Genomic DNA, 25,629 nt, shown 5'->3' with positions numbered 1-25,629 from the left:
GCTTCATTCCGAATCCACCTTGGCCAGCTTCATCACCCACGAAGGCACCTCAGGTTCACCGGCGTAGAAGTCCTTCGGTTTCTTCTCCGCCATCGCCCAGCGGTGCAGCCAGCTCGGGCCGTAGCGGCCACTGTAGCCTTCGGCCCCGCGTGCATAGGCCGGGTCACGCATCGCCTCATCCAATGAAATGAAGCGATAACCGCGGCGCTTGGTCGCCGCCACCAGTTCGGCAAATGTGGCTGCATTGAGTTCGTTCGCGTGCATCAGCCAGACCTGCGGCAGCGCATGGCCCAGCAGCGCCAGCGACTGCTTCTCGTAGTAGTCCAGCTTGTTCAGCATGTACGGCACATAGCCCTTGCGCAGCTGTGCCAGCGTCGCCTCGCGCGCCGGGGAATCGGGCTGCTCGTTCATCACGTTGGCATAAGCGAATGCCCACACCCACTCGCCGTTGTCGACCGTCACCGGCGCCACGCGGTAGCCATGCTGCTTGAAGAACACGTCCATCTCCGCGCGTTCTTCCGGCGTGCGCCCGGCACGCAGATAGGGGTGACGCATCCACTGCGGTTTCAGTCCGCGCTCGGCCAGCAGCGGCCGCAGCACCGTCTCGCCACGCAGGAAATCCTGCTGGAACGCAGGCACGCCCTTGGCGTTCAGATCCATGTGCGAGTAGGTGTGGTTGCCCAGCACATAACCGGCGTCCAGCCAGTCGCGCAGCATCTTCACCCGCGCCGGCTGCACCTGCCCGTCGATCTCAAGCTTGTTCCCGTTGACGAAGCCGACCACCGGCACACCCGCCTGGTGCAGCTGCGCCATCAGCGCTTCATGCCGCGACTGCAGGTCCGGCGGAACGATCTCGTCCACCCGCGCCCAAGGCAGGTCGTCGATGGTCATCGCGATCCGACGATCCACTTCAGCGGCGTGCACCGCCAACGAACACAGCAGCAATGGCAAAGCACGCAGCAACCAACGCATCAGCACATCCTTGCAGGAGCGAAGTGCTGACTTTAGCGCGATTGGGGGCGCGTGGCCGGTCACACGCCCGCTATGGGCTGGGCGACTGCACCTGACGTTCGCGCACGATCGCCCGCCACAGCATGAATCCCGCAGCCATCGCCATCACCATCAACGCGACCAGCACCAAGGCAAGGTCATCGGGATTGCGCAGTAGCGGCGCGTGCTCGCGGGTGAGGATGCCAAACACCACCTCCTGCGCCTGTGCCAGCGGCAGCCGGCCCTGCTCGCCCAGTTCCACCAGGCACGCCGCTGGGGACAGTTTGGCCACGCTGGTCCATGCCATGTCGTACAGGTGCAAGGCCCTGAGGGCCAGCGCCAGGATCGCGGCATGCAGCGCCATCACCCCCCAGTTGGCGCGTCGCAGGCGTTCCGACACGCGGCCCAGCCGGTAGACGCTGATCGACATCGCGCCCAGCAGCGCCAGTACCACGCCCGCCATCGGAATCCACTGCAACGGTTGCCACGGTGCAAGCGCAGCGGACCGCGCCAGCAGCTGTTCGGCCACCTGCATGCGCGCGACCGGATCGGGCCCACCGCATGCGTCATCCACCGGCTCCAGCAGCAGCCCCACGCGGTAGTGGAAGAAGCCGGCTGCAAGGGCTACCGCCAGCAGCGCCACCACCTGCAGTGCCAGCAGGATCGGGCCGGGACCACAGATGCGACAGAAGCGGGCAGCAGCAGAGACCATCGGTTCATCCGTGACAACAAAGGACCATCCTAACCAAGCGCCCTGTGATTGTCGGCTGGCGGATACGACAACCGCCGCGTGGTCCCGGTAGGATGTGGATGAGCATGGATGGTCGTATGTAGAGGTGTTGTGGATGGTCACGCTGTATCTGTGGGTGCGAACGCTGCTTCCGCTGCTGGCGTTCGTGATCGCGTGGGTGCTGCTGTCGCGTCTGATCAAGGCCCGCGTGGCGCGCCTTCCACGCGTTCCCTTGAACCTGCCCGAGCACAGCAGCAGCCCGCGCAGGAAGGACCGGCGCATCTACGCACGCAAGCTGCGGCGCAGACCGGGCCTGCGCACCGCAACGCGCCCGGCCACCGCGCCGCGCAGCTGGAACCTCGCCGCGGTGTTCGTTTCGTTCTCTGCGTTGATTGCCGCCGTGCTGGTCATGCCGGATGGCGCGCGCTTCCAGGTGATGGTCGAGAGCCTCACCGGCTACCCGGCCACGATTGCTGAAGTACATGTTCCCGCTGCCGGGCAGCCCCTCGTGCTGCAGGCGTGGCAGCCAGCGCTTACCCAGCTGTCACGGCCGGTAGCAATGCGCTACCCGATCGGGCGCACCGGCGGCCAGCATGACGCGCACGCCACGCTACCGGTACAGGTGAGGCATCAGGGTGATCGGCTGCAGGTGGCTACGGCCGTGCCGGTGGATTCCGCGCTGCTGCGTGCAGAGCTTGCACGCTTGGCGGGGCTGCCGACGGAGGCGGTCACGGTTCGACAGATGACGATTGCGCCGTGGGCGGAATCGGGTTGGACGCCGGTGGCCGACCGGTAGAGCCGAGCCTACGCTCGGCTGCTGTTGCCCGCCGAGCAAAGGCACGCGCTGCGCGCGCAAGCCGAGCATGGCTCGGCTCTACCGATCAGGATCCGCGCGGCAGCTTCGCGGCCCACATGTTGTCCACCAGATTCGGATAACGCCGGCCATTCTCTTCCGCCCGCTGCCGCGCCGCCTCTTTCTGTGCAGGCGACAGCGGCTGCGAGGTCTGGCCCTTGGGATTGGGCTTCTTCCACGGGGGTGTCTTGGTCTGGCGCATGGCCGCAGCTTACCGCTTCAGGAAGTTCAGCAGCGCCAGATTGAAGCGATCCGCATGGCTGGTATTGCAGCCGTGCGGCGCGCCTTCAAGGATCACCACTTCGCTGCCCGGAATGGCCTGGTGCGTGCGCTGGCCCGAGCCTTCAAACGGCACGATGGCGTCACTGTCACCGTGCAGGATCAAGGTTGGCACCGTGATCTTCTTAAGGTCTTCGCGGAAGTCGGTGGTGGCGAACGCCTTCATGCACCCCAGCGCTGCGTTCTGGTCGGATTGGTGGCACAGCGCGATGGCCGCCTGACGCGTCTCTTCAGTCACCATCAGCTGGCCATTGGCACTGAAGAAATCGCGGGTGAAGCCATCGAAGAAGGCTTCGCGGTCCTTCTCCAGACCGCTGCGCATTTCATCGGCCTTCTCCTGGGTGAGCGGACCTTCCGGATTGTCGTCACTGCGCAGCAGGAACGGCGGCACCGCCGCAGCAAACACCACGCTATGCAGGCGCTCCTGCCCGTGATTGGCCACATAGCGCGCCACCTCACCGCCGCCCATCGAGAAGCCGACCAGGGTGACGTCGCGCAGGTCACGTTCCTCGATCACCCCGGCCAGATCCGCCGCCAGCGTGTCGTAGTCGTAACCTTCTGCCGGCTTGTCAGAACGGCCGAAGCCACGCCGGTCGTAGCTGATCACCCGGTGCTGCGCGTCGCGCAGGATCGACACCTGCGTCTTCCAGGCATCGGCGGACAGCGGCCAACCGTGAATCAGAATGACCGGGCGGCCATCGCCACCAGTGTCTTCAACGTGCAGGCGGATGCGGGAAGCAGGCATGGAAGCTCCTGTGGAAGGGGAGGATTTCAGACTATGGGCCGGCCCCTATCGCGACCGTGATGGAATCGCCGGCCGCCATGACACCGCCTGCACAAGGGACGCCCCCGGCCAATCCATAGATGCGGGCATTCACTCCCTGGAAATCCCGTTTCGTCGCAGCGCGGCTGCGGCCCTCGGAGCACCGTGCGAGCCTGCATGAATCCCGCCCTGGAGCCTCGCCATGCTGCTGCTCACCCTGCCCCTGCTGGCCGCCGGCCTCGCCGCCGCACCCGCGCCCTCCGATGACCTGCGCGAGCAGATCCACCAGGCCGACGCGCAGCTGTTCGCCGCCGCGTTCGACGACTGCGATGCCGACAAGGCCGCGACCATGACCACTGAAGACATGGAGTTCTTCCATGACAAGGCGGGCAAGTCCGCCAGCAAGCGTGACGACTTCCGCCGCAGCGTGGCCGCCCTGTGCGAGAGCACCCGCGCCAACCGCACCCACCTGCGCCGCGAGTTGGTGGAAAGCTCGCTGCAGGTGTTTCCGCTGCACGACGATCGCGCCCTGGAGATCGGCGACCACCGCTTCCACGAGCGCGATGCAAAGGGTGTCGAGCGCTGGACCGGCCAGGCCCGCTTCATCCAGGTCTGGCGCCGCGTGGACGGGCGCTGGCTGGCCGAGCGGGCGATCAGCTACGACCATCGGCCGGCGGACTGATCGCCGCGATGCGGTGGTTCACGAGCCGGTTCTATACTGCCCAGGTCCATCACGACCTACCGCTGCAGATCGACCCATGGCAGAGATCACCCCCAACCATCCCGAGTACGGCCTCAACCAGCAGATCCGCCAGGGCGTGGCCGCTCTGGACGCGCAGCATGGCCGTCCGTTCGACCAGACCAGCGAGCGTCTGACCGCCAGCCTGACCGTGCTGGCCCGCGAGCAGGGCCTGCAGCAGGTCGACCACGTGCTGGTCAGCAACGCCACGGCCAACCAGCCGGCGGGACACAACATCTTCGTGGTACAGGGCGACCCGGCCAATCCGGCGCACCTGCGGGCGATGATGCCGACCGCGGTGGCCGCGCAGACGCCGGTGGAGCAGTCGATGCAGAAGCTCGGCATTGCCCCGCAGCAGCCGGCCATGGGGCAGCTGCCCGAACAGCAGGCCCGTGAGCAGGAACAACAGCAGAACCCAGCACACCGCCTGGGCTGAGCCGCCTCCAGCGTTACCGGCGGCCCACCGCGAGAACGTCGGCTCGCCGTACGCTTGCCGCCCTAGGCCATGCGCGGCCCGGACTGCTCCTGCACCTGGCGCTGCTGCAGCTCATCCTGCGTACGCGCCTGCCCAGACTGCGACAGCTGCTCAGCGCGCTCGAAGGAGATTTCTGCCGGTGTCTGCGCGGCCACCGCCGTTGGCATGCTGGCCCGCAACTGTGCCGGGTCGTTGCGCTCCCCTTGGACGATGAAGATGCTCTGCGCCACATCGGCCTGCGCGGTGCGATCGCTCAACAGCACATGGTCGACCTGGGTCAGGCCATTGGCCTTGGCCAGCGCGTACAGGCTGGCACTGATGTTCTCGCTGGTGGCATCGAAGGCACGGCCCCGCTCTGCATCGAGCCGGGCCACGCCCTGGTGGATCTGCGAGAGCAGCGGGTCGTTGCTGTGCCGGGCCAGAAGATCACCGCTTCGTTCGCCCATGCCTTCGGCATCACTCAGCATGTGTTGCTTGAGACTGCGCTCCGGCAGGGGATTGGTTTTCCTCTGGTTGAGCTCGCTGTCCGGAAACGGCGGATCAATGCTATCCACACCGTGGATGTTGCGCAGCGGTCGGAATGCATCCTTGCCTGCCCCCTTGATGTCAAGAGGAATGCGAACATCCGGAAGAAGCTGGCCGGCGGGACCACCCAACGCGTTCACGTCGATGCTGCTTTTCCGCTGGATGCCCGCGTGATTCAGCGCTTCCCAAGTGAAGTCCACGCAGTTGTGGCGAACATCCTGATAGTGCTTGCTGAAACCAAATTTCTCCGGGTCCGAGCCGAACTGCTGGAGCTTCCCGTACTGATCTTCGCTGATCTCGAGGGTACGGGTGTAGCGCGGGTCTCTATAGACCGTTGCGTCATCCTCCATGATGGCGCCAGGACCATTCATGCTTCCGTGCTCCTTGGGAGCAAATCCATAGCTCTTCGCAGGCACGCCGGGTGCATGCAGGACGTAGAACATATGTCCTGGGGCGGACGTCTGCGGAACACCCTCAGCGTCGACGGCCGGCTTGTGCGTCCTGGGGTCGATCAGCGGTGTGCCAGGTGCAGCAATAACGATCTCTACGGTATAGCGCGGCTTGTCCATAAGGTGATTCCTTCGTTCCTTCCAATGGTAAGTGATTACTTGCCTGGCGGCCGGGCTGCGTGTACCCGCAACTGAGCCGAGTAATGCTGCAGTTCCGGCGAGGCCTGCGCAGTGCGAACCTGTACGCGATAGCGGGTATCAAGCTCCAGTGGCAGAGCAACCAGGCTCAGCGTGTATTGGCCGTCACTGCCCATGTGCGGCGACGTATACCGCCATTCGCTGGATGCATGCCATTCCGGAAGCTGTTCACCTGCATTGAGCACCCCGGCCTGATAGCTGTCGTAGGTGGGAACATCCTTCCAGGCATCAGTGCCCCATTGCTGCAGGGTCACCTCGAACGGGACCCTTGATGTGCCCACGTCAGGCTCGTCCGGCCTTCGTGTCCCTTGGCGCTGCAACTCCAGCTCCAGCGCGTACGTGCGACCCGGCTTGAAGTTGCGGGCATTCGTCTCGAACTCGAACCGCACCGCCTGGCCAGGCTCGGCAACGATGATTGGCTTGACCAGATCCAGTGGCTCCGGCGCATCCGGTACGCGGCTGCTGCAGGCGCCGAGTGCGCCCGCCAGCGTGAAGACCAGGCCGGCGCGCAGCCAGCGGTGGATACCCAGCATGATTCAGATCCTTTGGCTCCCTGCCATGAGGTTCAACCCTAGCCGCCGGCTGCTGGCGCCGCAACCGGCCAATGAAAAAGGCAGGGTCTTCACCCTGCCTTCTTCACGCGGCTCGCCGCCGGGCGTGCCCCGGCGTCACCTCATTACAACTGAATCCGCGCCACGCTCTCGTCAGCGCCCTTGTCATCCTTCTCGCCGTTCTTGATGCTCACGAACAACACGTTGTTCTTCGCATCCAGCGCCAGGCTGTTCGGGTGGGTCGGCACCGTGTAGGTGGCCACCTTCTGGTAGCTGTCACTGTTGTAGGCCGTCACCGTACCGGCTTCGCGATTGGTCACGTACAGGCGCTTGCGCGGTGCATCCAGCAGGATACCCAACGGGCCGGCGTCGGTCGGGATGCTGGCCAGTTCCTTGCCGGTGCTGCGGTCGAGCACCAGCACGCGCTGGCCCGGATGCTTGCTGACCAGGCCGCTGCTCTTGGCCTGGTAGCCACGCAGGAATTCCGATCCCTGGTCGGTCACAAACAGGCGCTTGCCGGCCGGGTCCAGCGCGATGTTCATCGGCTGCTCGGCGGCGATCCTGTGCTGTGCCACCACCGTGTTCGAATCGGTGCCCACCACCACCAGATCGGCCAGCAGGTTGCTGGTGTAGACGCGCTTGTTGGCCGCATCCAGCGCCAGGCCCGGTGCCTTGGCATTGCCCAGGCCATCAATGGTGTTGATCACCTTCAGCGTGGTGGTATCGATCACGAACAGCACGCTGCTCACGTCCGGCTGGCTGCTGTGGCCGGTCACGTACAGGCGGTTGGCCGCGCTGTCGACCACCAGCTCGCGCAGGTCGTGGGTGTAGGCGGCCTTGCCGTCCTTGCCGGTCTTCTTCTCCATCAACTGGATGGTGCCCACGGCCTTGTTCTGCGCGGTGTCGATCACGGTCACCGACAGGTCCACGGTGTTGCCCACGTACAGGCGGTTGTGGGCGTCATCCAGCACCACGCCGAACGCCTTGCGCTCCAGCGGGATGCGGGTTTCCACGGCCAGCGTGGCCGGGTTCAGGCGCAGCACCTGGGCCGGGCCGGCGTCATCGCCGAAACCGCCGGAGGAGGCCACGAACACGGCGTTCTGCTTCGGGCTGTAGGCCAGCTCGTACAGGCCCTTGGCCACGGCCTGGCGCTGCACGGCGGCGGTAGCACTGGCAGCGGGTGCGTTGTCGGCGAATGCGGAGGGCACGCCGAGGCTGAGCGAAACGGCAACGGCCAGCGCGGCCGAGCGGAAGAGAGGATTACGGAACATGCGAGCGTCCTTGAATGGGCACGGGAAGGTGTCCTGGCTCGCTGGGCCGTACTGCGACGGCCCGCCCCGCATCTGTCTGCGCTGGGTGGGCTGGCTGGGGTTGCGGGGGAATGGTAGCAGGTGGGGGGCGTGGCGTGCGCCGGCGCGGGCATGGCCAACGCTCGACCTCGATGCTGCGCCCGCCGCTATGCCATCCGTGGGCCGTGGCTCTGCTGAAGCTGCTGCTCCTCCTGCAGGCGCTGCGCGTCTCGCTGCGGCTCATTCTGCTGCAACTGCGCGACCCGATCGAACGAGGCCTCCACCGGTGCCTGCGCAGCCACCTCCGCCGGCATGCTGGCGCGCTGGTGTGCCGGGTCACTGCGGTCCCCCTGCACGATGAACAGCTTCGGTGCGGTATCACCGCGCTGCTCGCCCAGCACCACCTCGTCCACGCGCGAGAACTGCTGCTCCTTCGACAGCGCGAGCAGGCTGGCACTGACATTGCCGTTGCGCGCCCCGAAAGCGCCGAGGTCGGCCACCTGCTGGTGGATCTGGTTGAGGCGGGCATGATCGTCGTGCGCCGGGTCTGCGGGCGTGCCGCTTGCCGCGAGCGTACTGTTGCCGCGCCACTGCTCGCCGTTCTCGGTGAACATCCACTCGCGGAAGGTCTGCTTCGGCATCGGGTTCCACTGCACCTTGTCCAGCTCGCTGCCCTTCACCTGCTGCGGAATGGCGTTGACCGCGCGGATGTTGTCCAGGACCCTGGTAGCGCCCTCGTAGTTGGTGATCTCCCCGGCCAGCCCGACCGGGCGCAGCCCAGCGTGGTTCAGGGCACCCCAAGCGAAATCGGTGCAGGCGTTGGAGAAGAAGTCGTAATCCATGTCGAAGCCGTGCTTCTTCGGGTCTGCCGAGAACTCGAGGATGCGGTCGTACTGCTCCTTGCTGATCTCGATCGTGCGCTCGAAGCGGGGTTTGTCGTAGACCAACACATCCATGTCATCGACTTTGCCCCTGTTCGGCTCGTCCTTGGTGCCTGCGTGGGTGAAACCCATGCTCTCCGGGAAGGGTTCACCCGAACGGCGCAGCGACAGGAACATGTGCCCCGCGAACGATGGCTCCAGCAGAAACCTGTTTCCCTCAGCATCACGGCCGTAGCGCGGCGTGCCGGGGGCCGCCAGATGAATGGTTACGCTGTAGCGTTCGGCATCGTCCTTGTGCATGTCTACTTTCCTAGTGATTGGTAGCCAACGATCAGTTCTGCTTTCAGGCCTTCCAGCCGGGGCCGATCCTCCACAAGGTCCACCCGCAGAACGTAGCGCCCGGGTGCAATGCCTCCGACCTGCGCCAACTGCAACGTGCGATAGAGCACCTCTTCAGAGTACAACCCGGCCTCGGCCAAGCTGTTGATGTCCACGCTCCCCGTCGTCAGGTCTGTTACCACGCCATCCTCCCCGATTTTCTGAGAATCGCGTCCATCGCGAGTACGCTGCCAGAGCTGCACAGGACCAGGTGCACCGCCATCAATACGCTCCAGGCGCAGCCGCGTTGGCAGCCGTCCCAGCGTGATCTTCTCCGAAGCATCCAGCAGCCGTCGCGCATCGGTATCCTGCAGCCGCAACCCGATGTTCAGGATCGGAATGGCCGGCTTCTGGGGCGCCGGTAAATCAAACGTGACCTCGGCAATCCGACCGGCCTTCTGCAACTGCACGGCCCGCGTGAGCGGCACAACCGTGCGGGCCTCGGCCTGTGCGCGCGTCAGCAGGGACGGCGCAACCTCAGGCGCTGGTGACGCACGGCATGCCGCCAGCGCGCCCAGCACCGCCAGTACCACCAGCCCCCGCCGCAGTGACCGCGTCATTGCTCCTTCAACCGCAGCGAATCGGCCACATCGGTCTTGGCCGCCACTTCGGTGGCGATGCTGGCGCGGCGGTGCCCCGGGTCATTACGATCGCCCTGCACGATGAAGATGCTCTCTGCCGCATGGCTGCTCTTCGTTGGCTGGCTGAGCAGCACGTGGTCCACGCGCGAGAGATTGTTCTGCTTGGCCAGCACCAGCAGACTGGCGCTGATACGCTGGCTGGCCGCATCGAACGGGCGGCCATGTGCGGCGTCCAGCTCGGCCACTTTCTGGATCAGTTGCGCGAACAAACGATGGTCGGGATGAGAAGGGTCCAGCAGCGTGCCGGCGACTTCAATCGGCGTCGGCGGCGGCTCGTCGCTGGCGCGGTCGCCCTGCCGATGGTGCTCGGCCTCGCGCTCGGGCATCGCGTGGTGGGTTTCGGCATTCAGATCGCTGCCCGGGAACGGCGCAGCAATGCACTGGATTTCCGGCAGGTTGAACAGCACCGCGAACTCGCCCAGGTTGCTGCCGCCGTCCAGCGGCGCCGGCAGCGGATGCAGGCCGGCATAGTGCAGCGCTGCCCAGACGAAATCGCTGCAGCGGTTGATGGTGGCCGGGCGATCCACATCGAATTCGAACTCGGCCGGTTCCTCGGCGAAATCACGCAGGCAGCCGTAGTGCTCCTCGGTGATTTCCAGGGTGCGGCTGTAGTACGGGTCCAGATGCTCGTCGGCATCGTCGTGGCGCACCTGCGCGTACTGCACGCGGGTGCGGGTTTCGCCCAGCGCCTGGCGCCGTGGTGCGAAGCCGTAGCTGTGGGCTTCCTCGCCTGCGGCCACCTGCAGGTACATGTGGCCGCACGGCGAGACGCCTCCACTTTTCAGCGGGGTGCCGGGGGCGGCCAGAAAAAGGGTCGCGGTGTAGCGTGTTGCCTGCTCCATGCCTGTTCAGCCTTGATGGGTGCTGCGGTCCTGGGCGGATGATGGCATAGGTGGGATGGGGGACAGGTGGAGGACAAAGCCAGGGCTACGGCTGACATGCTGAATGTGTGAACCAGCCAGCAAACGTGGGCGATCAATACCCCGCCGGTAGAGTCACTCGGGGTCTGCCCCGTATAGTGACCTCTCCACTGCAAGGGACTTGCCGATGGGCACCGCAATCCAAGGGGCGCTAGCCTCGCTTCCCGCGATCTCGGCTTGGCGGCCTCTACTGCTTCCGCGTCATGTGATGTCGCATCTTGCTCGCGCTGGCGCAATTTCCGGACTATCGGCCATGCTTACTCTGACGTCTGCATGTGCGCGATCGCCGGATACGTCTGCCCTCAATGAACGTGCCGCTGCCACAGATACGCACCCTGCCCGCATCTCCATGACCGAGCTGCAGAAACGGATTCTCGCCTATGCGGATTCGCTCAGGTCACGGGCGGACATCAGTCCGGACAAGTTCGGCACGGCGATCGGTGTCTCGCTCGTGCCAGACGAAAAGGTCAGCATCAGGCACATCGCAAAGGACCTGGCAACGACGGACGGATATAACTATGGGGCGTCTTATCTGTCGGTTGAGTCGGTACGTGAGTTCCCCAACCAAGAGGTGATCTTCTATCAGCTGGGCAAGCAGCCAGTGACGGATGCTCCGAATGGCGTGTGCTACTGGGAAGCCGAAAGTGCCGGACGAGCGCTCGAAGCCCTCGGATACAGGACCGGAGGAGAAGTGCCATTCCAGAGAGGGGGCATCAGGCAGTACCGGCGCCCCATCACCGGTAGTAAGCAGGGTATGGATACCAGCTTGTTGACTTATCGTTCCAATGAAGGTGATACCGCGAGAACCTGCGTCTACGCGGTCCAATTTGGAGGAGGAGACAAATGAAGGGAATCGAATCCAGCGTCGAGCCACTGTTGGCCGATCTGCGCGCAGACAAACAGCTTCCCAGTGGTGCCGAGGATGCGATCCGACGCAGCATTGCTGGCTCCCCCTACCTCAATCACCTTCTGGCAAACGCAGCCACCAGCGGGCAGATCAGCCGGATTGCCGTGTCCTACGGACATCACAATGGCGGCCACTTCCAGGATGGGTCGGATGGAAACCCGCCAACGATCTTCATCAGCGCCTCCAATTTCCAAAGCGTAACGGGCACCCGGCTTGAGGAACGACTTACCGAAGTGCTGGGCCACGAGACCATGCACGGCATCCTGGCCAAGGAGCGCGCCGCAGCGCTCAGGGACTTCAAGCAGACCTACAGCGAGGAACTGATCGCTTCACACGATTCCCGGTCAGGTTCGGTGAACCTGACTGAGCCGGTGCGCACGCTTCTGGACAAGGGACGACGGGACGAGGCACTGGCGGAGGTCTCGGGCCTGCGGGCATTGGATAGCCGATTCAGAGCGTTGAATCCAACGTTGGATGACAACGGACTGGAGGCAATGCTTGCGTCCCGCTCGCTCTCCCGATGCATTCGGGCAGAGGGCGCAACCAGAAGCCTGGCGGAGGGCATTTCATATGATGCGCTTGCCAAGCGCCCCAACAATGACGGCGTCCAGCTCACCAAGGCCGTCGAGCAGTGCTTCTACGACGGCACTGGCACGCTGGGCCGGCACGGCGATTCCGACTACCGCAACTACTACGGCACCTATCCGTTATCAGTGATCGGGACGAGCCATGCCTTCCTGGCCGAAGGCCGCCAGCCCCCGGCAATCCGCATCGATCTGCATGAGCTTGGACTCGACCCGAAGCAGCTTGAGCGCAATGGCCTCGACTTTGGCAGCACAAAGATCCTGCCTGTTGGCGACTTCGGAAAGGACGGACTGGGCTGGGTGGAGCTGAAGAACACCGGCAGCGCCCACACCATTTCGCCACCGACGCAGAGCGTTGAAGATATGCAGTCCTCGCCCATGCGCTCGCTCAGTCCTGCAGATCAGGCGCTGCTGGACCAGATTCGGGGCAAGGTGGAAGCACTGGACAGGGCCAACGGCCGAACCTTCGATGACGCCAGTGAACGCATGTCTACCAGCCTGCTGGCTGCGGCCAAGGATGCCGGAATTACCCGCGCGGACCATGTGGTTCTGAGCAGACAGACAGTTGCCTCCCCGGCCGCACACAACATCTTTGTGGTGCAGGGTGCGATGTCCGACCCTGCCTCCCTTCGCACTCACATGGCGACTGCAGAGGCCGCCCAACGGCCAGTGCAGGAGAGCCTGAACCAAGTGGAAGCAATCGGCCACCGGCAGGCGCGCGAGCAGGCAGACATGCAGCGCACGCAGGAGCAACAGCAGCGGGTTTCGGCGCCGTCGATGTAGGCTACTGGCCTCAGCTAGCTCGACTGTTCCACCGGTGCCCTCCCCTCGATGACCCGGCGCTTTTCTTCATCGAAGAGAAGACACTCGGCAAAGGTCTCATCGAGCCGCAGCACTTCCTTCTGCAGATCCGGGACATCGGTAAGGATGGCGAGGTGCTGCCCCGCCATCATCGAAAGGTTGTTGCTCATCCGGATGACGTTGACCGCCAATGGCACGGGGAAGCCGTCGCGACTCCGGCTCATTGCGTGCACTCCTGCGTGCACGAATGAGTTCAACGGAGACCATGCATGCACCTTCAGCTCAACAAGGTGCGGGAGCAGATTGCCAAGCTCCGATACTTCCGCAAATGCCTCCAGCATCTTCGACAGCATCGGCAGCCCTTTTTCGCTCATTCCAGCTTCCGGTGGCAGGGACAGCAATTCAACCTGCTCGTCGGCTGCGCAGTGCAGGATCCAGACGGACCGCGTGAAGGCCTCGTACTGGCACCGCATCAATGCCATTGCTGAGGACGCCATGCCGGCCTGCAGCAGCGTGCGAAGGGCCTCTGCATGTTCAAGGCTCAGCAATGCTGCGTCCAGTGACGCCAACAATCTGGGCGAGTCATCCGCCAGGGGATAATCCACCGTAGAGAGGATCGCCTGGCGAAGCAGCGCGGATCGATTGAGCAGGTCTTCCATGACGATGACTCCTGGTATCGGCGGGTGCAGCATATCCAGCGGAGGGAGCTGTCCGCCAGAGCGCATGTGGGACTGGTCCCATGCTTTGAGACCGCTCCGGGCCATCCTCCCCTCCCCCACTGGAGGATGCCCATGACCAAAATCGACCCCACATGGCTTGAAGCCTTCGACAAAGAGCTCCTCCACCTGTTCGCCATCGACCAGAGCGATGCCGGCATGGATGAGTACCTGCTGGGCTGCTATGCAGACCTGCCGCCGCGCGAAGCAGCGCTGGCGTTCGGCAGCGATTACGACCTGGAGCGCGACGATGCGCTATGGCCACGGCCGGTCGTGGCGCTGCAAAGTTAAGCTGTGTCGCAATCGGCACACTGTGCGTATCAACCCGATGGACTATGTGTCGCTTTTGGGATCCCGAACGGCTGAAAACCGTGCTATTTGATGCGCATTCGGGCGGTAGCTTAACACCGGCCGAAACCACTGCACCGCAAGGGTTCTGCCACGCGCGCGCCATGCAACAATGCCGTAAGCGTCAGCATTTGCGGCCTTTGCGGCCTACGGTTTCTTGGCATCTCGCAGCCATGCGAGTACACCTTGGCATGCCACCTCACACAGGGTGGCGCGGGCGTCGAAAACCCGGTCAACAACCATGTGTTTGCGCTTGTCAGCCGGCGTCACGTTCGTGTGGCGCCGGCTGGCAATCCGTTCGCGTTCCATGGCGGGCGGTGCGTGGGGGTCTTCGGACCCGCCGGATTGGTTGTTGACCGGTTTTCGAGCCACGCATCGTCCGCCACTTTTATCGGTGGCGCTGCTATCTGTCCTGTACGGAGCATTGCCATGAACACATCGGACTTCCGTTCCCTGCACGCGCAGTACGATCCGGACAACGCCGAGACCGAGCGCGAATCCTCCCCCGATCCAAACTCCTTCGTCGCCACGCTGCACCGCATCGGAACCGGTGCGGCAGCGGACGGCCAGCCGTGGCCGGAGCGGCATCAGTTGCCTGGGCGCTGTCTTCAGTTGGCGGATGCGGATTGCGCGTTGGCCGGGTTGCGCGTGGTGGCGGAGCTGATGCTGGCTGCGGAGCGGGCCCGGCAGAACGGTGCGCCGGAGGAGTACCTGGGGGATCGGGTGATGGAAGGGTTGAAGATGGCGTGCGTGGCGTTGACTGCGCAGGTGACTGAGCGGTTGCACGTGCGGGAGTAGCTCAGTTGGACGTGGCCATCTGTTGCTTGGCTGGTGGTCACCCACGCGTTATCGGCGGACCGTTCGCCTTTTGGTCCATCCCCTATCCGCAGAGCGTCAAATGAAGCCTGTGATTTATGGCGCTGCGCTGCTGGCAGCGTTGACTACAGCGATCGCCAGCCGCCATGTACCCAAGGCTGGCTTGGAACTGCAGACGGTTCGGAAGGTGTCCGCCGCTGAATTTGCTGTCATGCGCGAGGACGCCGTTCGACTTGTGCGCGAGGGCGTGGTGCATGACGCGCGGTACGCGGGAGAGAGGTACTTCGAGGTCAGCTGTCACGGTGCACCCGTGATGCTGGTGGACAACTCTTTGGAACAGCTCGTGATTGTGCTGTATGCGAATAAGGAGATTGATGTTCCGTGCGTTATGCCGCTGCTGTCGCATTGGAATAGCCGGATTGTACCAAAGTAGTTGTTCAGTACAGCTAATTCTTACGAATCAGATCGGATCCTCACTAGCCCCATCGAGGGCATGCGGCATTCTCGCGTCGCAGCATGCCACCACTTCGTCTGTTGAGAGCTACTAAAGCTAGCTTTCCCTCCCGTTCCACCGACTATTCGAGCTTTGGAATGGAAATGGCCATCGGTAAAAAGCCAACTTTACGGGCTTCGCAAGGCACCCCCGATTCGGAGATGCCTGCTCCCGGCAATTATTTCCTACTTACGCAGCAGTACGGCCCGATGGTAATTCAGGTAAGAGACCTGCGTCGCCGAGAACGGAACGCTCGGAACCTTCTGCACCACATCCCACCTCAAGCGCACTGCCTCGGGCAACTGCTTGCTCAGAATTAGCCGGCCGTCATCTTCAAACGAGATGTATCCACGGTCGAATAGCCTATCGATATGAGGCGCCAACATCAGCCCATTGCTTCCATCAAGACGCTCAGAGTTCGTGCTCTTCGCCCAGGGCTTAATGTGGCTAGCGATAAGAAACTTGCGTTCACTCGTGCCGGTAACGCGGCAGATCTTTTCGATGTCGCTCACGTTCTTACGGTAGATCCCCTGTCCCACTCTGGCGCTGATCAGCTGAGCCTTCACTGTCTCGCCAATATTCTTGTCTTCCTTGATCTCCTTGACTCGCACCTCCTCTTGCCAAGCGCTCAGGTCATCAATGTCAATGTTGAGCAGCGACAGCAGCTCAGTAGCCATTTCCGGGGGCACCGGGAACAGGTAGGCCTGGTTAGCCTTGCCATCCGGCTTCAGCGGCGAGTACTTCATCGGAAGACGCGGCCGAATCTTCGCCATGTGCTCGCTCACCTTTAACGGTGCTTCCACCAAGTGATAGTCAACCGGAACAGCCCAGCCGTCCCTGCGCCATTCGTTGTCCGTCTTCTTGAAGTCATCGGGGCGATCTTTCGCATAGTGCGCGCCATTGACGATCGCGACAGCCTTGATTCGAGTGTTGGCAAATGCAAAGACCACATCACCCGGACGCACCTGAGTCATGTGCTCATAGAAGGGATTCGTCTTCCCTTCTACATTCGTCTTCGGCGACCACAAGTAGCCTGCCTTAACAGCCCGATCAAACGTCTGCTTCTGGTTTACCCACCAGTACGCCATCCCTGCCTCCCCCGTCCCATCAAATTGATGCGGCCTATTGGCCTCCGAGACGGGATAGTACCTTTCGATGTCGCAATCGGCACGCATCTGCTGGATGCGGGGGCACTCCGGGACGCGCCATCCTCTCTACACGGTGCCTTGATGAATTACTTAGAGAACTCCCTTCCTCTTGATCAGCGCCCACACGCAAGAATCTGTAGCGGTCGAGCACTACGTAGACTTCCCTGCGCCTATGTGAAAGCACTTTCTTCTACCGAAATGCGCGCCTATAGCTTGAAACGAACTAGTGATATGAACTGAATGCGCCATACTGGTCAAACATCCAAGAAACCTAACCACTAGCACTGACGGTGCCGCTGAAACAAGAACTAGGTACTTTGGCGAGTGTCCTGATCCACTGTCACGCCGGCATAGAAATGGTCCAGCATGAAGTGCTCTGCGGGGGAACCGAACAGCTCATAGACTTCAGACCGACGGGTCTCCAGCGCCTCGAGCGCATCAGGAAGAGACAAGTCCGCCTTCTCAAAATCTACAATCGCTGACGTATGAATCCTGCGACTAAGCATTCTTGGAAGGCCATACTCTTCGAGTTGATAAACCGTTGCCGGAAGAAAGGCGTGGGAAAGCCTGTAAACGAATGGCGACACATCGAATCCGCGATTTGGACTAACCCTGGCATGAATTGTATTGATGTCCCCGAGGAGCGCTGCCATTTTATAAGAAACCGTCCTCTCAAGCTTAAAGAACTCTTCAACCGTAACCCCATGATTAGAAAGTTTTCGTAGCATTGCCGGAATTGTAGACGTCCATGAGTCTGCGACGACTTTGATGAATGCAACGACTTTGGTGTATGGAGCATCCCATCCAGCCGGACTCAGGTTGATTGCATTGAAGAGCACCCATTCCCATGACTCACGATTCGAGGAATTCAGATTTGCCAAAGCCCTCCAATTGCTCGGATCATTTGAAATCGAATTCACCAGTTTCCAGATGACATTTGCGTCACTCGATTGCAACTTGCCTTCTCGTTGCAGCGCAGCTACAGACGTCACGTTAAGAATAGCCGAAACATCTCTATCAAAAGCCTCGGCCTTGTCCCGCTGCGCTTCGCTCAACGAATCCGACACTGAGTCAATTTCAGCAACACCAAGCAACGACTCAGGCAACTCTAGAGTGAGCTGCGTTTCAGAATCGGCAGGTGCTTTCTCCAGCAAATATACTTCACCAACGAAGTATCTGAACATCCTCCCTCCACGACCAATCAAATTTCGGTAGTCGAAGTTCGAAAGCCGCGGATTGCCATTCTTGTTACTCCAAACCACGACACGTTGCGCTGACGTATTCACGCCCTCAATAATCGAGGACGTAGATACAATCAAATCCAGACCATGCTGTTCCATTTCAAACAGCCGCAGCTGAATCTGAGCAATCGCCCGGTGGATCTGGCCATTATGCAGCCCAATCCGATGTTGAATAAGAGTTGATAAAGCCCAGGTTGCAGAATAGTTATCCCCCAACCATCTACCTATGTCGCGCAGGAGATCAGAACTAGACAATGGCCACGAAATTTTGACAGCATCCGATGCAACCTTGACTTGAGAATGAGATCCTGCATAAAGCAAAGTTTTTGAGCCTGGCTGGCAAATTCTGCGCACTGCAGCCGACTTCTTCTCTACGTCACCAGAAGTCGAGCCCGAAAGGTCGTAAGTCTTTAGAACAACGGTATTAAAGTCCGTCTTAACAAACTCCATACCCCTGGTAAATGGATTTTCCTTCAGCGATGATATGTTGGGCGCGAGGAAATATCTCTGCTTGGCGATCGACGAAAACTTGATCATTGCACGAACTAGCGTTGGAGACCTATCCTTATCGAACGCAGCACTTGCCTTGTAGAATTCATCCACAATGAATAAGTCGAGACTTTCAATTCTGTTCGCGTAGGTAATGGCTCGCTCCTGGGGAAAGACGAATATTTTCGACCCCTCTGGGATATTCCCCTCAGTCGTCGTCACGACTGAGTAGCTGCCACCAAATTTCCTATGAAGTCGACGCCTCACTTCGTCCATCAACGCGAGCGTAGGCACGATGATGAGGACTGATTTTGGCCGAGTTATCGAAATGAAAGCATCAATAACGAAGCTCTTACCAAAGCTAGTTGGTGCGCTTACTGCGACGCTCTGCCCCTTCAACAGCTTAGAAAGCAAGGATGATTGGTCGCGATGGAGAGTTGCAAACTCTGGTAGTCCAACGTCTGCTCGAAAAACGTCTGCGACGATGCGATCCTGCCACATCGCTGTATCAAGCTGAAGATAAGGATAGAGCCCGACCCTACGTAAGAGATGATTCAGAAGGGGCGTATAGGCCTCCTCTGATTTTGACCGTCCATGGAGATGCTCAATCAATGAAGCTCGGGCCTCCTGCTCACATCCAAGCTCGATCATATCGTTGATTCTAGAAAGCACCTCAAAATCAGTCATTGCCACACTCCTTGTGGAATTTCGCGGTTGCGAGGAACTTCTCTACAACCTTCTTCTTGTCAGGGACTGGGAACAAAATCACGTGAAACGTGATGTCACCATACTGAGATACAGTGGACGAAAGCTGGCTGAGCTGCCGACTAAAGTAGGCCACCGCTCGCTCTCGGTGGCGGTCAATCAGGGATTTCTCGTACTCATCGGTCCAAATCGAGGCGCTCGACGTAAGCGCACATTCGTGAAGCAGAAGTATGGGGATGCACAAGTGGGGCTTGAGCTCATCCAGGGAGACGTCCTGGGAGAGCATTTTTTTTTATCTTATCTAGAACGACCTCATTTTTTACGCAAGACGAGAGATCGCTCACGTTGCAGATTATTGCATTCTCCTTCTTAAGCTTATCCGTCCTTAGCGACTCCCCCACCGACTTCACAATAGAGGCAATACGAGCATCTTCGATGTTTGAGTAGAATTTAGACTCACCAAACCAGAGGTGAAACTCGTCGCCATCCACGGTCACGTGAACACTGTCAGCACCCTTCGCGTTATCTTGGACATTCTGTTTATAGAATATCTTTGGAACTACAGGGAGACCGTCATAGTATGCTCTCATGACCCCGTACAACATGGCCTCAGCAAGCTCGCTGCCTGATCCAATATCCTCTGCGCTATCGGTGAGCCTAAGGTTGCTAGCGGCCCTATTGATAAGGGTTTGCGGACTGTCTATTAGCGCATTTCGCTCAGACTCTGATAGAGCTGTTTGAGCGATATTGTTCCACACGAATTCATGGAATTTTGCTACTCGCCACTTTGAGTCTTCAAAGTCATTCGCGATGCTCAGTACAAAATGTCGATCTCCGCCCGATCCAGCAATGTTCACCGATTCTTTCAAAACAGTCTTGAACACGAACCACTCCAGGTTGGCTAAGCTCTGCTTCCTTCCGAGTCGCAATCGCTCGGAGCACATCGAACCACCATTAGCATACTCATCTTGATACAACAAAAAAGGGCGGCCAATGGCCGCCCTTTTCCACGTCAATTAATTGACGAAATCAAACCCCAACAGGATTAGCCTTCTCCGGATCAATCTTGTACTGCTTGATCGCCCGGGCCACATCCTTCGCGGTCATCTTCCCTTCCTTCGCCAGCGCCGCAATCGCGGCATGGGCGATGTAGTAGCGATCAACCTCAAAGAACCGGCGCAGGTTCGCACGCGTATCCGAGCGGCCAAAACCATCGGTACCCAGCACCGTGTAGCTCATCGGCACGAACGCACGGATCTGGTCCGCATACGCACGCACGTAGTCGGTAGCGGCAATCGCCGGGCCCTGGCGGCCTTCCAGCAGCTCGGTCACGTAGGCCTTGCGCTGCTCACCTTCCGGATGCAGGCGGTTGGCACGCTCCACGTCGAAACCATCGCGACGCAGTTCGTTGAAGCTCGGGCAGCTCCAGATGTCGGCGGTCACGCCGAAGTCCTTGTCCAGCAGCTCGGCGGCGGCAATGGCTTCGCGCAGGATGGTGCCCGAACCCAGCAGCTGCACGCGCAGCTCGCCCTTCTTCGGCTTGCCGGCGTCGGTCAGCAGGTACATGCCCTTGACGATGCCTTCGGCCGCGCCTTCCGGCATTTCCGGGTGGGTGTAGTTCTCGTTCATCAGGGTGACGTAGTAATACTCGTCCACCTGGTCTTCCATCATGCGCTTGGTGCCGTGCTGCAGGATCACCGTCACTTCGAAGCCGAAGGTCGGGTCGTAGCTGCGCACGTTCGGGATGCCACCGGCCACCAGATGGCTGAAGCCATCTTCGTGCTGCAGGCCTTCACCGTTCAGCGTGGTGCGGCCGGCGGTGCCACCCAGCAGGAAGCCGCGGGTACGCATGTCCGCTGCCTGCCAGGCGATGTCGCCCACGCGCTGGAAGCCGAACATCGAGTAGTAGATGTAGAACGGCAGCATCGGCACGTTGCTGACCGAGTAGCTGGTACCGGCGGCCATCCACGAGCTGATCGCACCCGGCTCGCTGATGCCCTGCTGCAGCACCTGGCCGCTCTGGTCTTCGCGGTAGAACATCAGCTGGTCGGCGTCGACCGGCTTGTACTTCTGGCCGAACGGCGCGTAGATGCCGATCTGGCGGAACAGGCCTTCCATACCGAAGGTACGGGCTTCGTCGGCCACGATCGGCACGATGTGCGGGCCCAGTTCCTTGTCGCGCAGGGTGATGTTCAGGCTCTGCACGAACGCCATGGTGGTGGAGTAGCTGCGCTCGCCGCTGCTCTTCAGCAGGCGCTCGTAGGCTTCCAGCTTCGGCGCCACGAAGGTCTTGTCGGCCTTGCGGCGGCGCTGCGGCAGGTAACCGCCCAGTGCGGCACGGCGTTCCTGCAGGTACTGCACTTCCGGCGAATCCGGGCCCGGGTGGTAGAACGGCACTTGGCCGTCGGCCAGCTGCGCGTCGGTCACCGGAATGTTGAAGCGGTCGCGGAAGTGGCGCACCGCTTCGTCGTCCAGCTTCTTGGTCTGGTGGGTCGGGTTCAGCGCTTCACCGGCGCTGCCCATGCCATAGCCCTTCACGGTCTTGGCCAGGATGACGGTCGGCATGCCCTTGGTGTTCACGGCCTGGTGGTAGGCGGCGTACACCTTGTGCGGGTCGTGGCCACCACGGTTCAGGCGCCAGATGTCGTCGTCGCTCAGGCCGGCAACCATCGCAGCGGTTTCCGGGTACTTGCCGAAGAAATGCTCGCGGGTATAGGCGCCGCCGAAGGCCTTGCAGTTCTGGTATTCGCCGTCGACGGTTTCCATCATCAGCTTCTTCAGGACGCCGTCGCTGTCCTTGGCCAGCAGGGCATCCCAGTAACCGCCCCACAGCAGCTTGATCACGTTCCAGCCGCCGCCACGGAACACGCCTTCCAGTTCCTGGATGATCTTGCCGTTGCCGCGCACCGGGCCGTCCAGGCGCTGCAGGTTGCAGTTCACCACGAAGATCAGGTTGTCCAGGCCTTCACGGCCGGCCAGGGCGATGGCACCCAGGGTTTCCGGTTCGTCGCTCTCGCCGTCGCCGATGAAGCACCACACCTTGCGGTCGGACTTCTCGATCAGGCCACGGTTTTCCAGGTAGCGCATGAACTGCGCCTGGTAGATGGCGGCCAGCGGGCCCAGGCCCATCGACACGGTCGGGGTCTGCCAGTATTCCGGCATCAGCCACGGGTGCGGGTACGAGGACAGGCCACCGCCGTCCACTTCCATGCGGAACTTGTCCAGCTGCTCTTCGCTGATGCGGCCTTCCAGGAAGGAACGCGCGTAGATGCCCGGGGCGCTGTGGCCCTGGATGAACAGCAGGTCGCCCGGGTGGTTTTCGCTCGGGGCGCGCCAGAAGTGGTTGAAGCCCACGTCGTACAGGGTGGCGCCGGAGGCGAACGAGGCGATGTGGCCGCCCAGGTCACCCGGCTTGCGGTTGGCGCGGACCACGGTGGCCATCGCGTTCCAGCGGATGATCGAACGGATGCGCCATTCCAGCTCGGCATTGCCCGGGCTCTTGGCCTCGAGCTGCGGCTCGATGGTGTTGACGTACTCGGTAGTGGGAGAGAACGGCAGGTAGGCGCCCGAACGACGGGTCAGTTCCACCATGCCTTCCAGCAGCTGATGCGCGCGCTCGGAGCCCTCGACATCAATAACGGCCTTCAACGACTCGATCCACTCCTGGGTTTCCACAGGATTCGGGTCGTTGTTCAGCACCTCGTTCAACCAGTTCATTAGCGCTCCCATAACCGCACGCACGCGCGCGACTGTTGTATAGATTTCTAGACCGCAAAGTGTAGCGCACCAAGGGCTTTCGTCACTTGGCTACGCAGGCGTATGGATGCAACCGTCCAGTGTCCGCAAGGGGCTTGCCGGACCCGCTGAAGGCCCTGCGGCGGGCCTTGTTGGCTGCGCGGGCTGTCGCTTGCGGGCCGCTGCGCCCATGTGCAGGACGCAGTGTTACCGCTGCCGATGACGGTTGTGGGGCAGCGTGGCAGGCATGCTCGCGAGCGCCCCGGTGCTGGCGCTGAACCGGCGACAACGTGTCGCACCTGCCTCTGGATCGCCCCCCGCCCTGCCCTCAGGGTAGGCCTTGAGTGTTGGCCTCGCCCGCTTCGGTCCGCCGTCTGGCCCTGCCTCACTCCCTTCCACAGCATCGCCGGGGCGCCTCGCAAGGGGCGCCCCTTTGCTGTGCGCGGGGCCGGCCGTGGCCCAAAACGGACCTGCTTGTGGCCGGATCGATGATTGTCGGCTTCGATATATCGATATATCGTTTGCACACTCGTTTAACGATATATCGAAATGAGCCGTACCGCTTCTCCCAGAGCCCGTTCCACCGATCCGGCAGTGCCGCGCCGCAACGGCCAGCCGCGGGTGCTCAGCCGCGGCGACCTGCGCCTGCTGGTGCTGGCCCTGATCGGCGAGCAGCCGCGCCATGGCTACGAGCTGATGCAGCTGATCAGCAACCAGTTCATGCAGGCCTATACGCCCAGCGCCGGCACCATGTACCCGCTGCTGGCCAGCTTCGAGCAGGCCGGCTGGATCGAGGCCGAGGAAGTGGACGGCAAGCGGATCTTCCGCATCACCACCGCCGGCGAGTTCGAGCTGAAGGTGCAGCGCACCCAGGTGCGCCTGGCGCAGCGGCGTGCCTTCGACCGCGCCCGCGAGATCACCAAGGCCTCGCTGCCGCCGCCGCTGGCCGGCGCACTGCGCGATTTCAAGCGGGCGCTGGTGCACCACCACGGGCGCTGGGCCGAGGGCGAGGCGGAAGAAGTGGCTGCGCTGCTGACGCGGGCGTCCGCGCTGCTCAACGGTACCGCCGGTAGCGAGAGCCCACCCTTTTCCACGACCCAGCCAGACTGACTCCAGCCAGGTCGCCCCTACGCCGCGCGCCCCCGCGCGACACCTTTACAGGTATCCCCATGACCGAACACAACAACACGCGCCTGCGCCTGGATGTGCGCTTCCGTGAACTGACCGTGCTGCGCACCGAAGACGTCACCCCACACATGCGCCGCGTGGTGCTGGGTGGCGACGATCTGGCCGGTTTCGATTCGCCCGGCGCCGACGACCACATCAAGCTGTTCTTCCCCAACAGCAGCGGTGAGATGGTGCTGCCGACCATGACCGCCGAGGGCCCGCGCTACCCGGAAGGCAAGGAGCATTCGCCGGCACGCGACTACACCCCGCGCTGGTGGGACCACGAAACCGGCGAGCTGGCCATCGACTTCGTGCTGCACGACCAGGGCATTGCCGGACCGTGGGCCGAGCAGGCCCAGCCGGGCGACGTGCTGGTGATCGGCGGTCCGCGCGGCTCGTTCGTGGTGGCCGACAGCTACGACGCCTATGTGCTGATCGGCGATGAAACCGCGCTGCCGGCCATCGCCCGCTGGCTGGACGTGCTGCCGGACGGTGCCGAGGTGCAGGCTTTCATTGAAGTGAGCGACGAAGCGGAACGCCAGGACCTGCCGCAGTACGAGAACGTGCGCATCCACTGGCTGGAGCGCAATGGCTTCCCGGCAGCGAGCAGCACGCTGCTGGAAGACATGCTGACCGACTTCGAGGCACCGGACGGCGATGTCTTCTACTGGATCGCCACCGAATCGCGCCGCGCGCGGATGATGCGCAAGTTCATCGAAGGCCACCTGGGCGTGCCGCGCGACTGGATCCGCTCGACCGGCTACTGGAAGGCCCACCCGGACGAAACCGACGGCGATTGATCCAAAGACGGTGGGTGCGGACCGTTGGTCCGCACACCCTTGACTGTGTAGAGCCGAGCCCACGCTCGGCTGCTCTCCGCTCGGTCACCGATGGACCCATCGCGCTACGCGCGATGAGCCGAGCATGGGCTCGGCTCTACAGGAGGGACCGCGACCGGCGGCTCGGCCACCTGCTGCGCCCACCCGAACCGCTGCGCGGCCCAGATCTCCAGCGCCACCAGCAGCGCGATGATCAACAACGGCAGCAGCAGCCCGAAGTACACGCCGGGCATCATGCCGTTGATCTGCGCCTTCACCAGCCGCAGCACGCCACGGGTGTGCAGCAGCTCATCCACATGCATGGTCAGCGCCTCACGCACCACCTTGGGCTCCAGGCCCACGGTGCCGGCCTTGTCCACCAGCGTGTCTTCCACCATGCCGCGCAGCAGGCCCTCGCGCACCTTGCCGATCACCCAGCCGGTGCCGCGCGCCAACGGGCCGTTGCCAAGACGATCCAGGCCGGGCAGCGGATGTTCGGCGAGGTAGGCCGAGGCGATGGTGTCGGCCACATCGCCCACCGTGCCCTCGCTGCGCAATGCCTCGCGCATGCGCGGGTTGTCCAGTGAATCGGTGAAGCCTTCGCTCCAGCCTTCCACCAGGGTCTGCAGGTGCGGCTGGAAATGATCGAGCTGCTTGAACAGCGCGCGGTGCGCACCGGCAGTGAAGCCCAGCTGCAGGCCGAAGAAAGCAGTGGCGAGCGGCAACAGCACCACGTAACTGGCCAGCAGCCAGTGATGCCAGCGCTTGCGCCGCTGCAACCAACCCCGGCGGTGCAGCCAGCGCCAGCCGAGGATGCCCAGCACCAGGCCAAGCAGCGTACCGAGCACGCTGCCGCCCACCAGATCGAGCACGCTCAGGCCCGACCAGAATTCGTTCAACCAGTACTGCGTGTCCTGCATGGGTCTTCCTTCCGTGGATGAAAAGCAGGCCATTGTAGAGCCGAGCCCATGCTCGGCTGCTTTTCGTTCCGCCATCGGGA

Annotated in this window: 26 protein-coding genes; 10 read left to right on the top strand and 16 right to left on the bottom strand. The window is 62.1% G+C overall.

All coding sequences use genetic code 11. The features are described from left to right. Positions 1-3 precede the first annotated feature (3 nt). A complete protein-coding gene (locus FQS62_RS02175) occupies positions 4-972 on the bottom strand; it encodes a polysaccharide deacetylase family protein (RefSeq protein ID WP_154348420.1) in 969 nt (322 codons plus the stop codon). Between the two features lie 70 nt (positions 973-1,042). Further along, positions 1,043-1,702 carry a hypothetical protein gene (locus FQS62_RS02170; RefSeq protein ID WP_154348419.1) on the bottom strand — a complete coding sequence of 220 codons (660 nt, stop codon included), beginning with the start codon at positions 1,700-1,702 and terminating at the stop codon, positions 1,043-1,045. Between the two features lie 133 nt (positions 1,703-1,835). Here FQS62_RS02170 and FQS62_RS02165 point away from each other — a divergent pair, with 133 nt between their 5' ends. Then, positions 1,836-2,516, top strand: a complete 681-nt coding sequence (locus tag FQS62_RS02165; RefSeq protein ID WP_049449325.1) for a hypothetical protein — start codon at positions 1,836-1,838, stop codon at positions 2,514-2,516. Positions 2,517-2,601: 85 nt separating this feature from the next. On the opposite strand, the gene FQS62_RS02160 is transcribed toward FQS62_RS02165, so the two are convergent. Beyond that, positions 2,602-2,775: a hypothetical protein gene (locus FQS62_RS02160; RefSeq protein WP_005412082.1), complete on the bottom strand. Its 174-nt coding sequence runs from the start codon at positions 2,773-2,775 to the stop codon at positions 2,602-2,604. A 9-nt stretch (positions 2,776-2,784) separates the two neighbouring features. Continuing rightward, on the bottom strand, positions 2,785-3,597 hold the full coding sequence (locus FQS62_RS02155; protein WP_208044068.1) for an alpha/beta fold hydrolase: 813 nt from the start codon (positions 3,595-3,597) through the stop codon (positions 2,785-2,787). A gap of 220 nt (positions 3,598-3,817) precedes the next feature. Here FQS62_RS02155 and FQS62_RS02150 point away from each other — a divergent pair, with 220 nt between their 5' ends. Both FQS62_RS02150 and FQS62_RS02145 read left to right on the top strand, forming a co-directional pair. Further along, positions 3,818-4,297 (top strand): DUF4440 domain-containing protein, encoded by a 480-nt coding sequence (locus FQS62_RS02150; RefSeq protein WP_208044067.1) that lies wholly within the window; start codon positions 3,818-3,820, stop codon positions 4,295-4,297. A 76-nt stretch (positions 4,298-4,373) separates the two neighbouring features. Beyond that, complete coding sequence (locus FQS62_RS02145) at positions 4,374-4,790, top strand: XVIPCD domain-containing protein (protein WP_010484171.1); 417 nt, start codon at positions 4,374-4,376, stop codon at positions 4,788-4,790. A 62-nt stretch (positions 4,791-4,852) separates the two neighbouring features. Here FQS62_RS02145 and FQS62_RS02140 read toward each other — a convergent pair whose 3' ends face one another. The 6 genes from FQS62_RS02140 to FQS62_RS02115 form a co-directional block, all read right to left on the bottom strand. Continuing rightward, positions 4,853-5,923 carry an XVIPCD domain-containing protein gene (locus tag FQS62_RS02140; RefSeq protein ID WP_208044066.1) on the bottom strand — a complete coding sequence of 357 codons (1,071 nt, stop codon included), beginning with the start codon at positions 5,921-5,923 and terminating at the stop codon, positions 4,853-4,855. Between the two features lie 35 nt (positions 5,924-5,958). Next, on the bottom strand, positions 5,959-6,534 hold the full coding sequence (locus FQS62_RS02135) for a hypothetical protein (protein WP_010484173.1): 576 nt from the start codon (positions 6,532-6,534) through the stop codon (positions 5,959-5,961). Between the two features lie 143 nt (positions 6,535-6,677). Beyond that, positions 6,678-7,823, bottom strand: a complete 1,146-nt coding sequence (locus tag FQS62_RS02130; RefSeq protein WP_208044065.1) for a YncE family protein — start codon at positions 7,821-7,823, stop codon at positions 6,678-6,680. Positions 7,824-8,008: 185 nt separating this feature from the next. Continuing rightward, positions 8,009-9,022, bottom strand: coding sequence for an XVIPCD domain-containing protein (locus FQS62_RS02125; RefSeq protein ID WP_188239192.1), 1,014 nt, complete (start codon positions 9,020-9,022; stop codon positions 8,009-8,011). 2 nt (positions 9,023-9,024) lie between these two features. Next, positions 9,025-9,660: a hypothetical protein gene (locus tag FQS62_RS02120; protein WP_208044064.1), complete on the bottom strand. Its 636-nt coding sequence runs from the start codon at positions 9,658-9,660 to the stop codon at positions 9,025-9,027. Continuing rightward, a complete protein-coding gene (locus FQS62_RS02115; RefSeq protein ID WP_208044063.1) occupies positions 9,657-10,583 on the bottom strand; it encodes an XVIPCD domain-containing protein in 927 nt (308 codons plus the stop codon). Before FQS62_RS02115 ends, FQS62_RS02120 begins: the two co-directional genes overlap by 4 nt. 427 nt (positions 10,584-11,010) lie before the next feature. Here FQS62_RS02115 and FQS62_RS02110 point away from each other — a divergent pair, with 427 nt between their 5' ends. Both FQS62_RS02110 and FQS62_RS02105 read left to right on the top strand, forming a co-directional pair. After that, positions 11,011-11,508, top strand: coding sequence for a hypothetical protein (locus FQS62_RS02110; protein WP_208044062.1), 498 nt, complete (start codon positions 11,011-11,013; stop codon positions 11,506-11,508). After that, on the top strand, positions 11,505-12,935 hold the full coding sequence (locus tag FQS62_RS02105; RefSeq protein WP_208044061.1) for an XVIPCD domain-containing protein: 1,431 nt from the start codon (positions 11,505-11,507) through the stop codon (positions 12,933-12,935). Before FQS62_RS02110 ends, FQS62_RS02105 begins: the two co-directional genes overlap by 4 nt. 14 nt (positions 12,936-12,949) lie before the next feature. Here the strand turns inward: FQS62_RS02105 and FQS62_RS02100 are convergent, their stop codons facing one another. Next, positions 12,950-13,612: a DUF6988 family protein gene (locus FQS62_RS02100; RefSeq protein WP_208044060.1), complete on the bottom strand. Its 663-nt coding sequence runs from the start codon at positions 13,610-13,612 to the stop codon at positions 12,950-12,952. A gap of 132 nt (positions 13,613-13,744) precedes the next feature. Between FQS62_RS02100 and FQS62_RS02095 the strand changes: the two genes are divergently transcribed. The 3 genes from FQS62_RS02095 to FQS62_RS02085 all read left to right on the top strand — a co-directional run bounded on the left by FQS62_RS02095 (position 13,745) and on the right by FQS62_RS02085 (position 15,266). Then, positions 13,745-13,960 carry a hypothetical protein gene (locus FQS62_RS02095; RefSeq protein ID WP_208044059.1) on the top strand — a complete coding sequence of 72 codons (216 nt, stop codon included), beginning with the start codon at positions 13,745-13,747 and terminating at the stop codon, positions 13,958-13,960. Positions 13,961-14,446: 486 nt separating this feature from the next. Beyond that, positions 14,447-14,815 carry a hypothetical protein gene (locus FQS62_RS02090; RefSeq protein ID WP_208044058.1) on the top strand — a complete coding sequence of 123 codons (369 nt, stop codon included), beginning with the start codon at positions 14,447-14,449 and terminating at the stop codon, positions 14,813-14,815. 100 nt (positions 14,816-14,915) lie between these two features. Beyond that, positions 14,916-15,266: a hypothetical protein gene (locus tag FQS62_RS02085; protein WP_208044057.1), complete on the top strand. Its 351-nt coding sequence runs from the start codon at positions 14,916-14,918 to the stop codon at positions 15,264-15,266. A 245-nt stretch (positions 15,267-15,511) separates the two neighbouring features. Here the strand turns inward: FQS62_RS02085 and FQS62_RS02080 are convergent, their stop codons facing one another. From FQS62_RS02080 to aceE, 4 genes are all read right to left on the bottom strand, one after another. Further along, complete coding sequence (locus FQS62_RS02080) at positions 15,512-16,501, bottom strand: HNH endonuclease (protein ID WP_208044056.1); 990 nt, start codon at positions 16,499-16,501, stop codon at positions 15,512-15,514. A gap of 281 nt (positions 16,502-16,782) precedes the next feature. Beyond that, positions 16,783-18,891 (bottom strand): DEAD/DEAH box helicase, encoded by a 2,109-nt coding sequence (locus FQS62_RS02075; protein ID WP_208044055.1) that lies wholly within the window; start codon positions 18,889-18,891, stop codon positions 16,783-16,785. Between the two features lie 275 nt (positions 18,892-19,166). Further along, positions 19,167-19,793, bottom strand: coding sequence for a HamA C-terminal domain-containing protein (locus FQS62_RS02070; protein ID WP_268923722.1), 627 nt, complete (start codon positions 19,791-19,793; stop codon positions 19,167-19,169). Positions 19,794-19,938: 145 nt separating this feature from the next. Next, positions 19,939-22,626 (bottom strand): pyruvate dehydrogenase (acetyl-transferring), homodimeric type, encoded by a 2,688-nt coding sequence (gene aceE / locus FQS62_RS02065; RefSeq protein ID WP_106466883.1) that lies wholly within the window; start codon positions 22,624-22,626, stop codon positions 19,939-19,941. Positions 22,627-23,193: 567 nt separating this feature from the next. Between aceE and FQS62_RS02060 the strand changes: the two genes are divergently transcribed. Next, a complete protein-coding gene (locus FQS62_RS02060) occupies positions 23,194-23,754 on the top strand; it encodes a PadR family transcriptional regulator (protein WP_208044053.1) in 561 nt (186 codons plus the stop codon). 59 nt (positions 23,755-23,813) lie between these two features. Further along, the gene (locus FQS62_RS02055; protein WP_208044052.1) at positions 23,814-24,611 is read left to right on the top strand and encodes a siderophore-interacting protein; all 798 of its coding nucleotides are present in this window, start codon (positions 23,814-23,816) and stop codon (positions 24,609-24,611) included. A 104-nt stretch (positions 24,612-24,715) separates the two neighbouring features. Here FQS62_RS02055 and FQS62_RS02050 read toward each other — a convergent pair whose 3' ends face one another. Further along, positions 24,716-25,549, bottom strand: coding sequence for a hypothetical protein (locus FQS62_RS02050; protein WP_208044051.1), 834 nt, complete (start codon positions 25,547-25,549; stop codon positions 24,716-24,718). Positions 25,550-25,629: the final 80 nt, after the last annotated feature.

Source organism: Stenotrophomonas sp. SBJS02, assembly GCF_020428325.2.
Taxonomy (GTDB): domain Bacteria; phylum Pseudomonadota; class Gammaproteobacteria; order Xanthomonadales; family Xanthomonadaceae; genus Stenotrophomonas; species Stenotrophomonas africana.
This window is presented reverse-complemented; position numbering and strand designations above follow the sequence as displayed.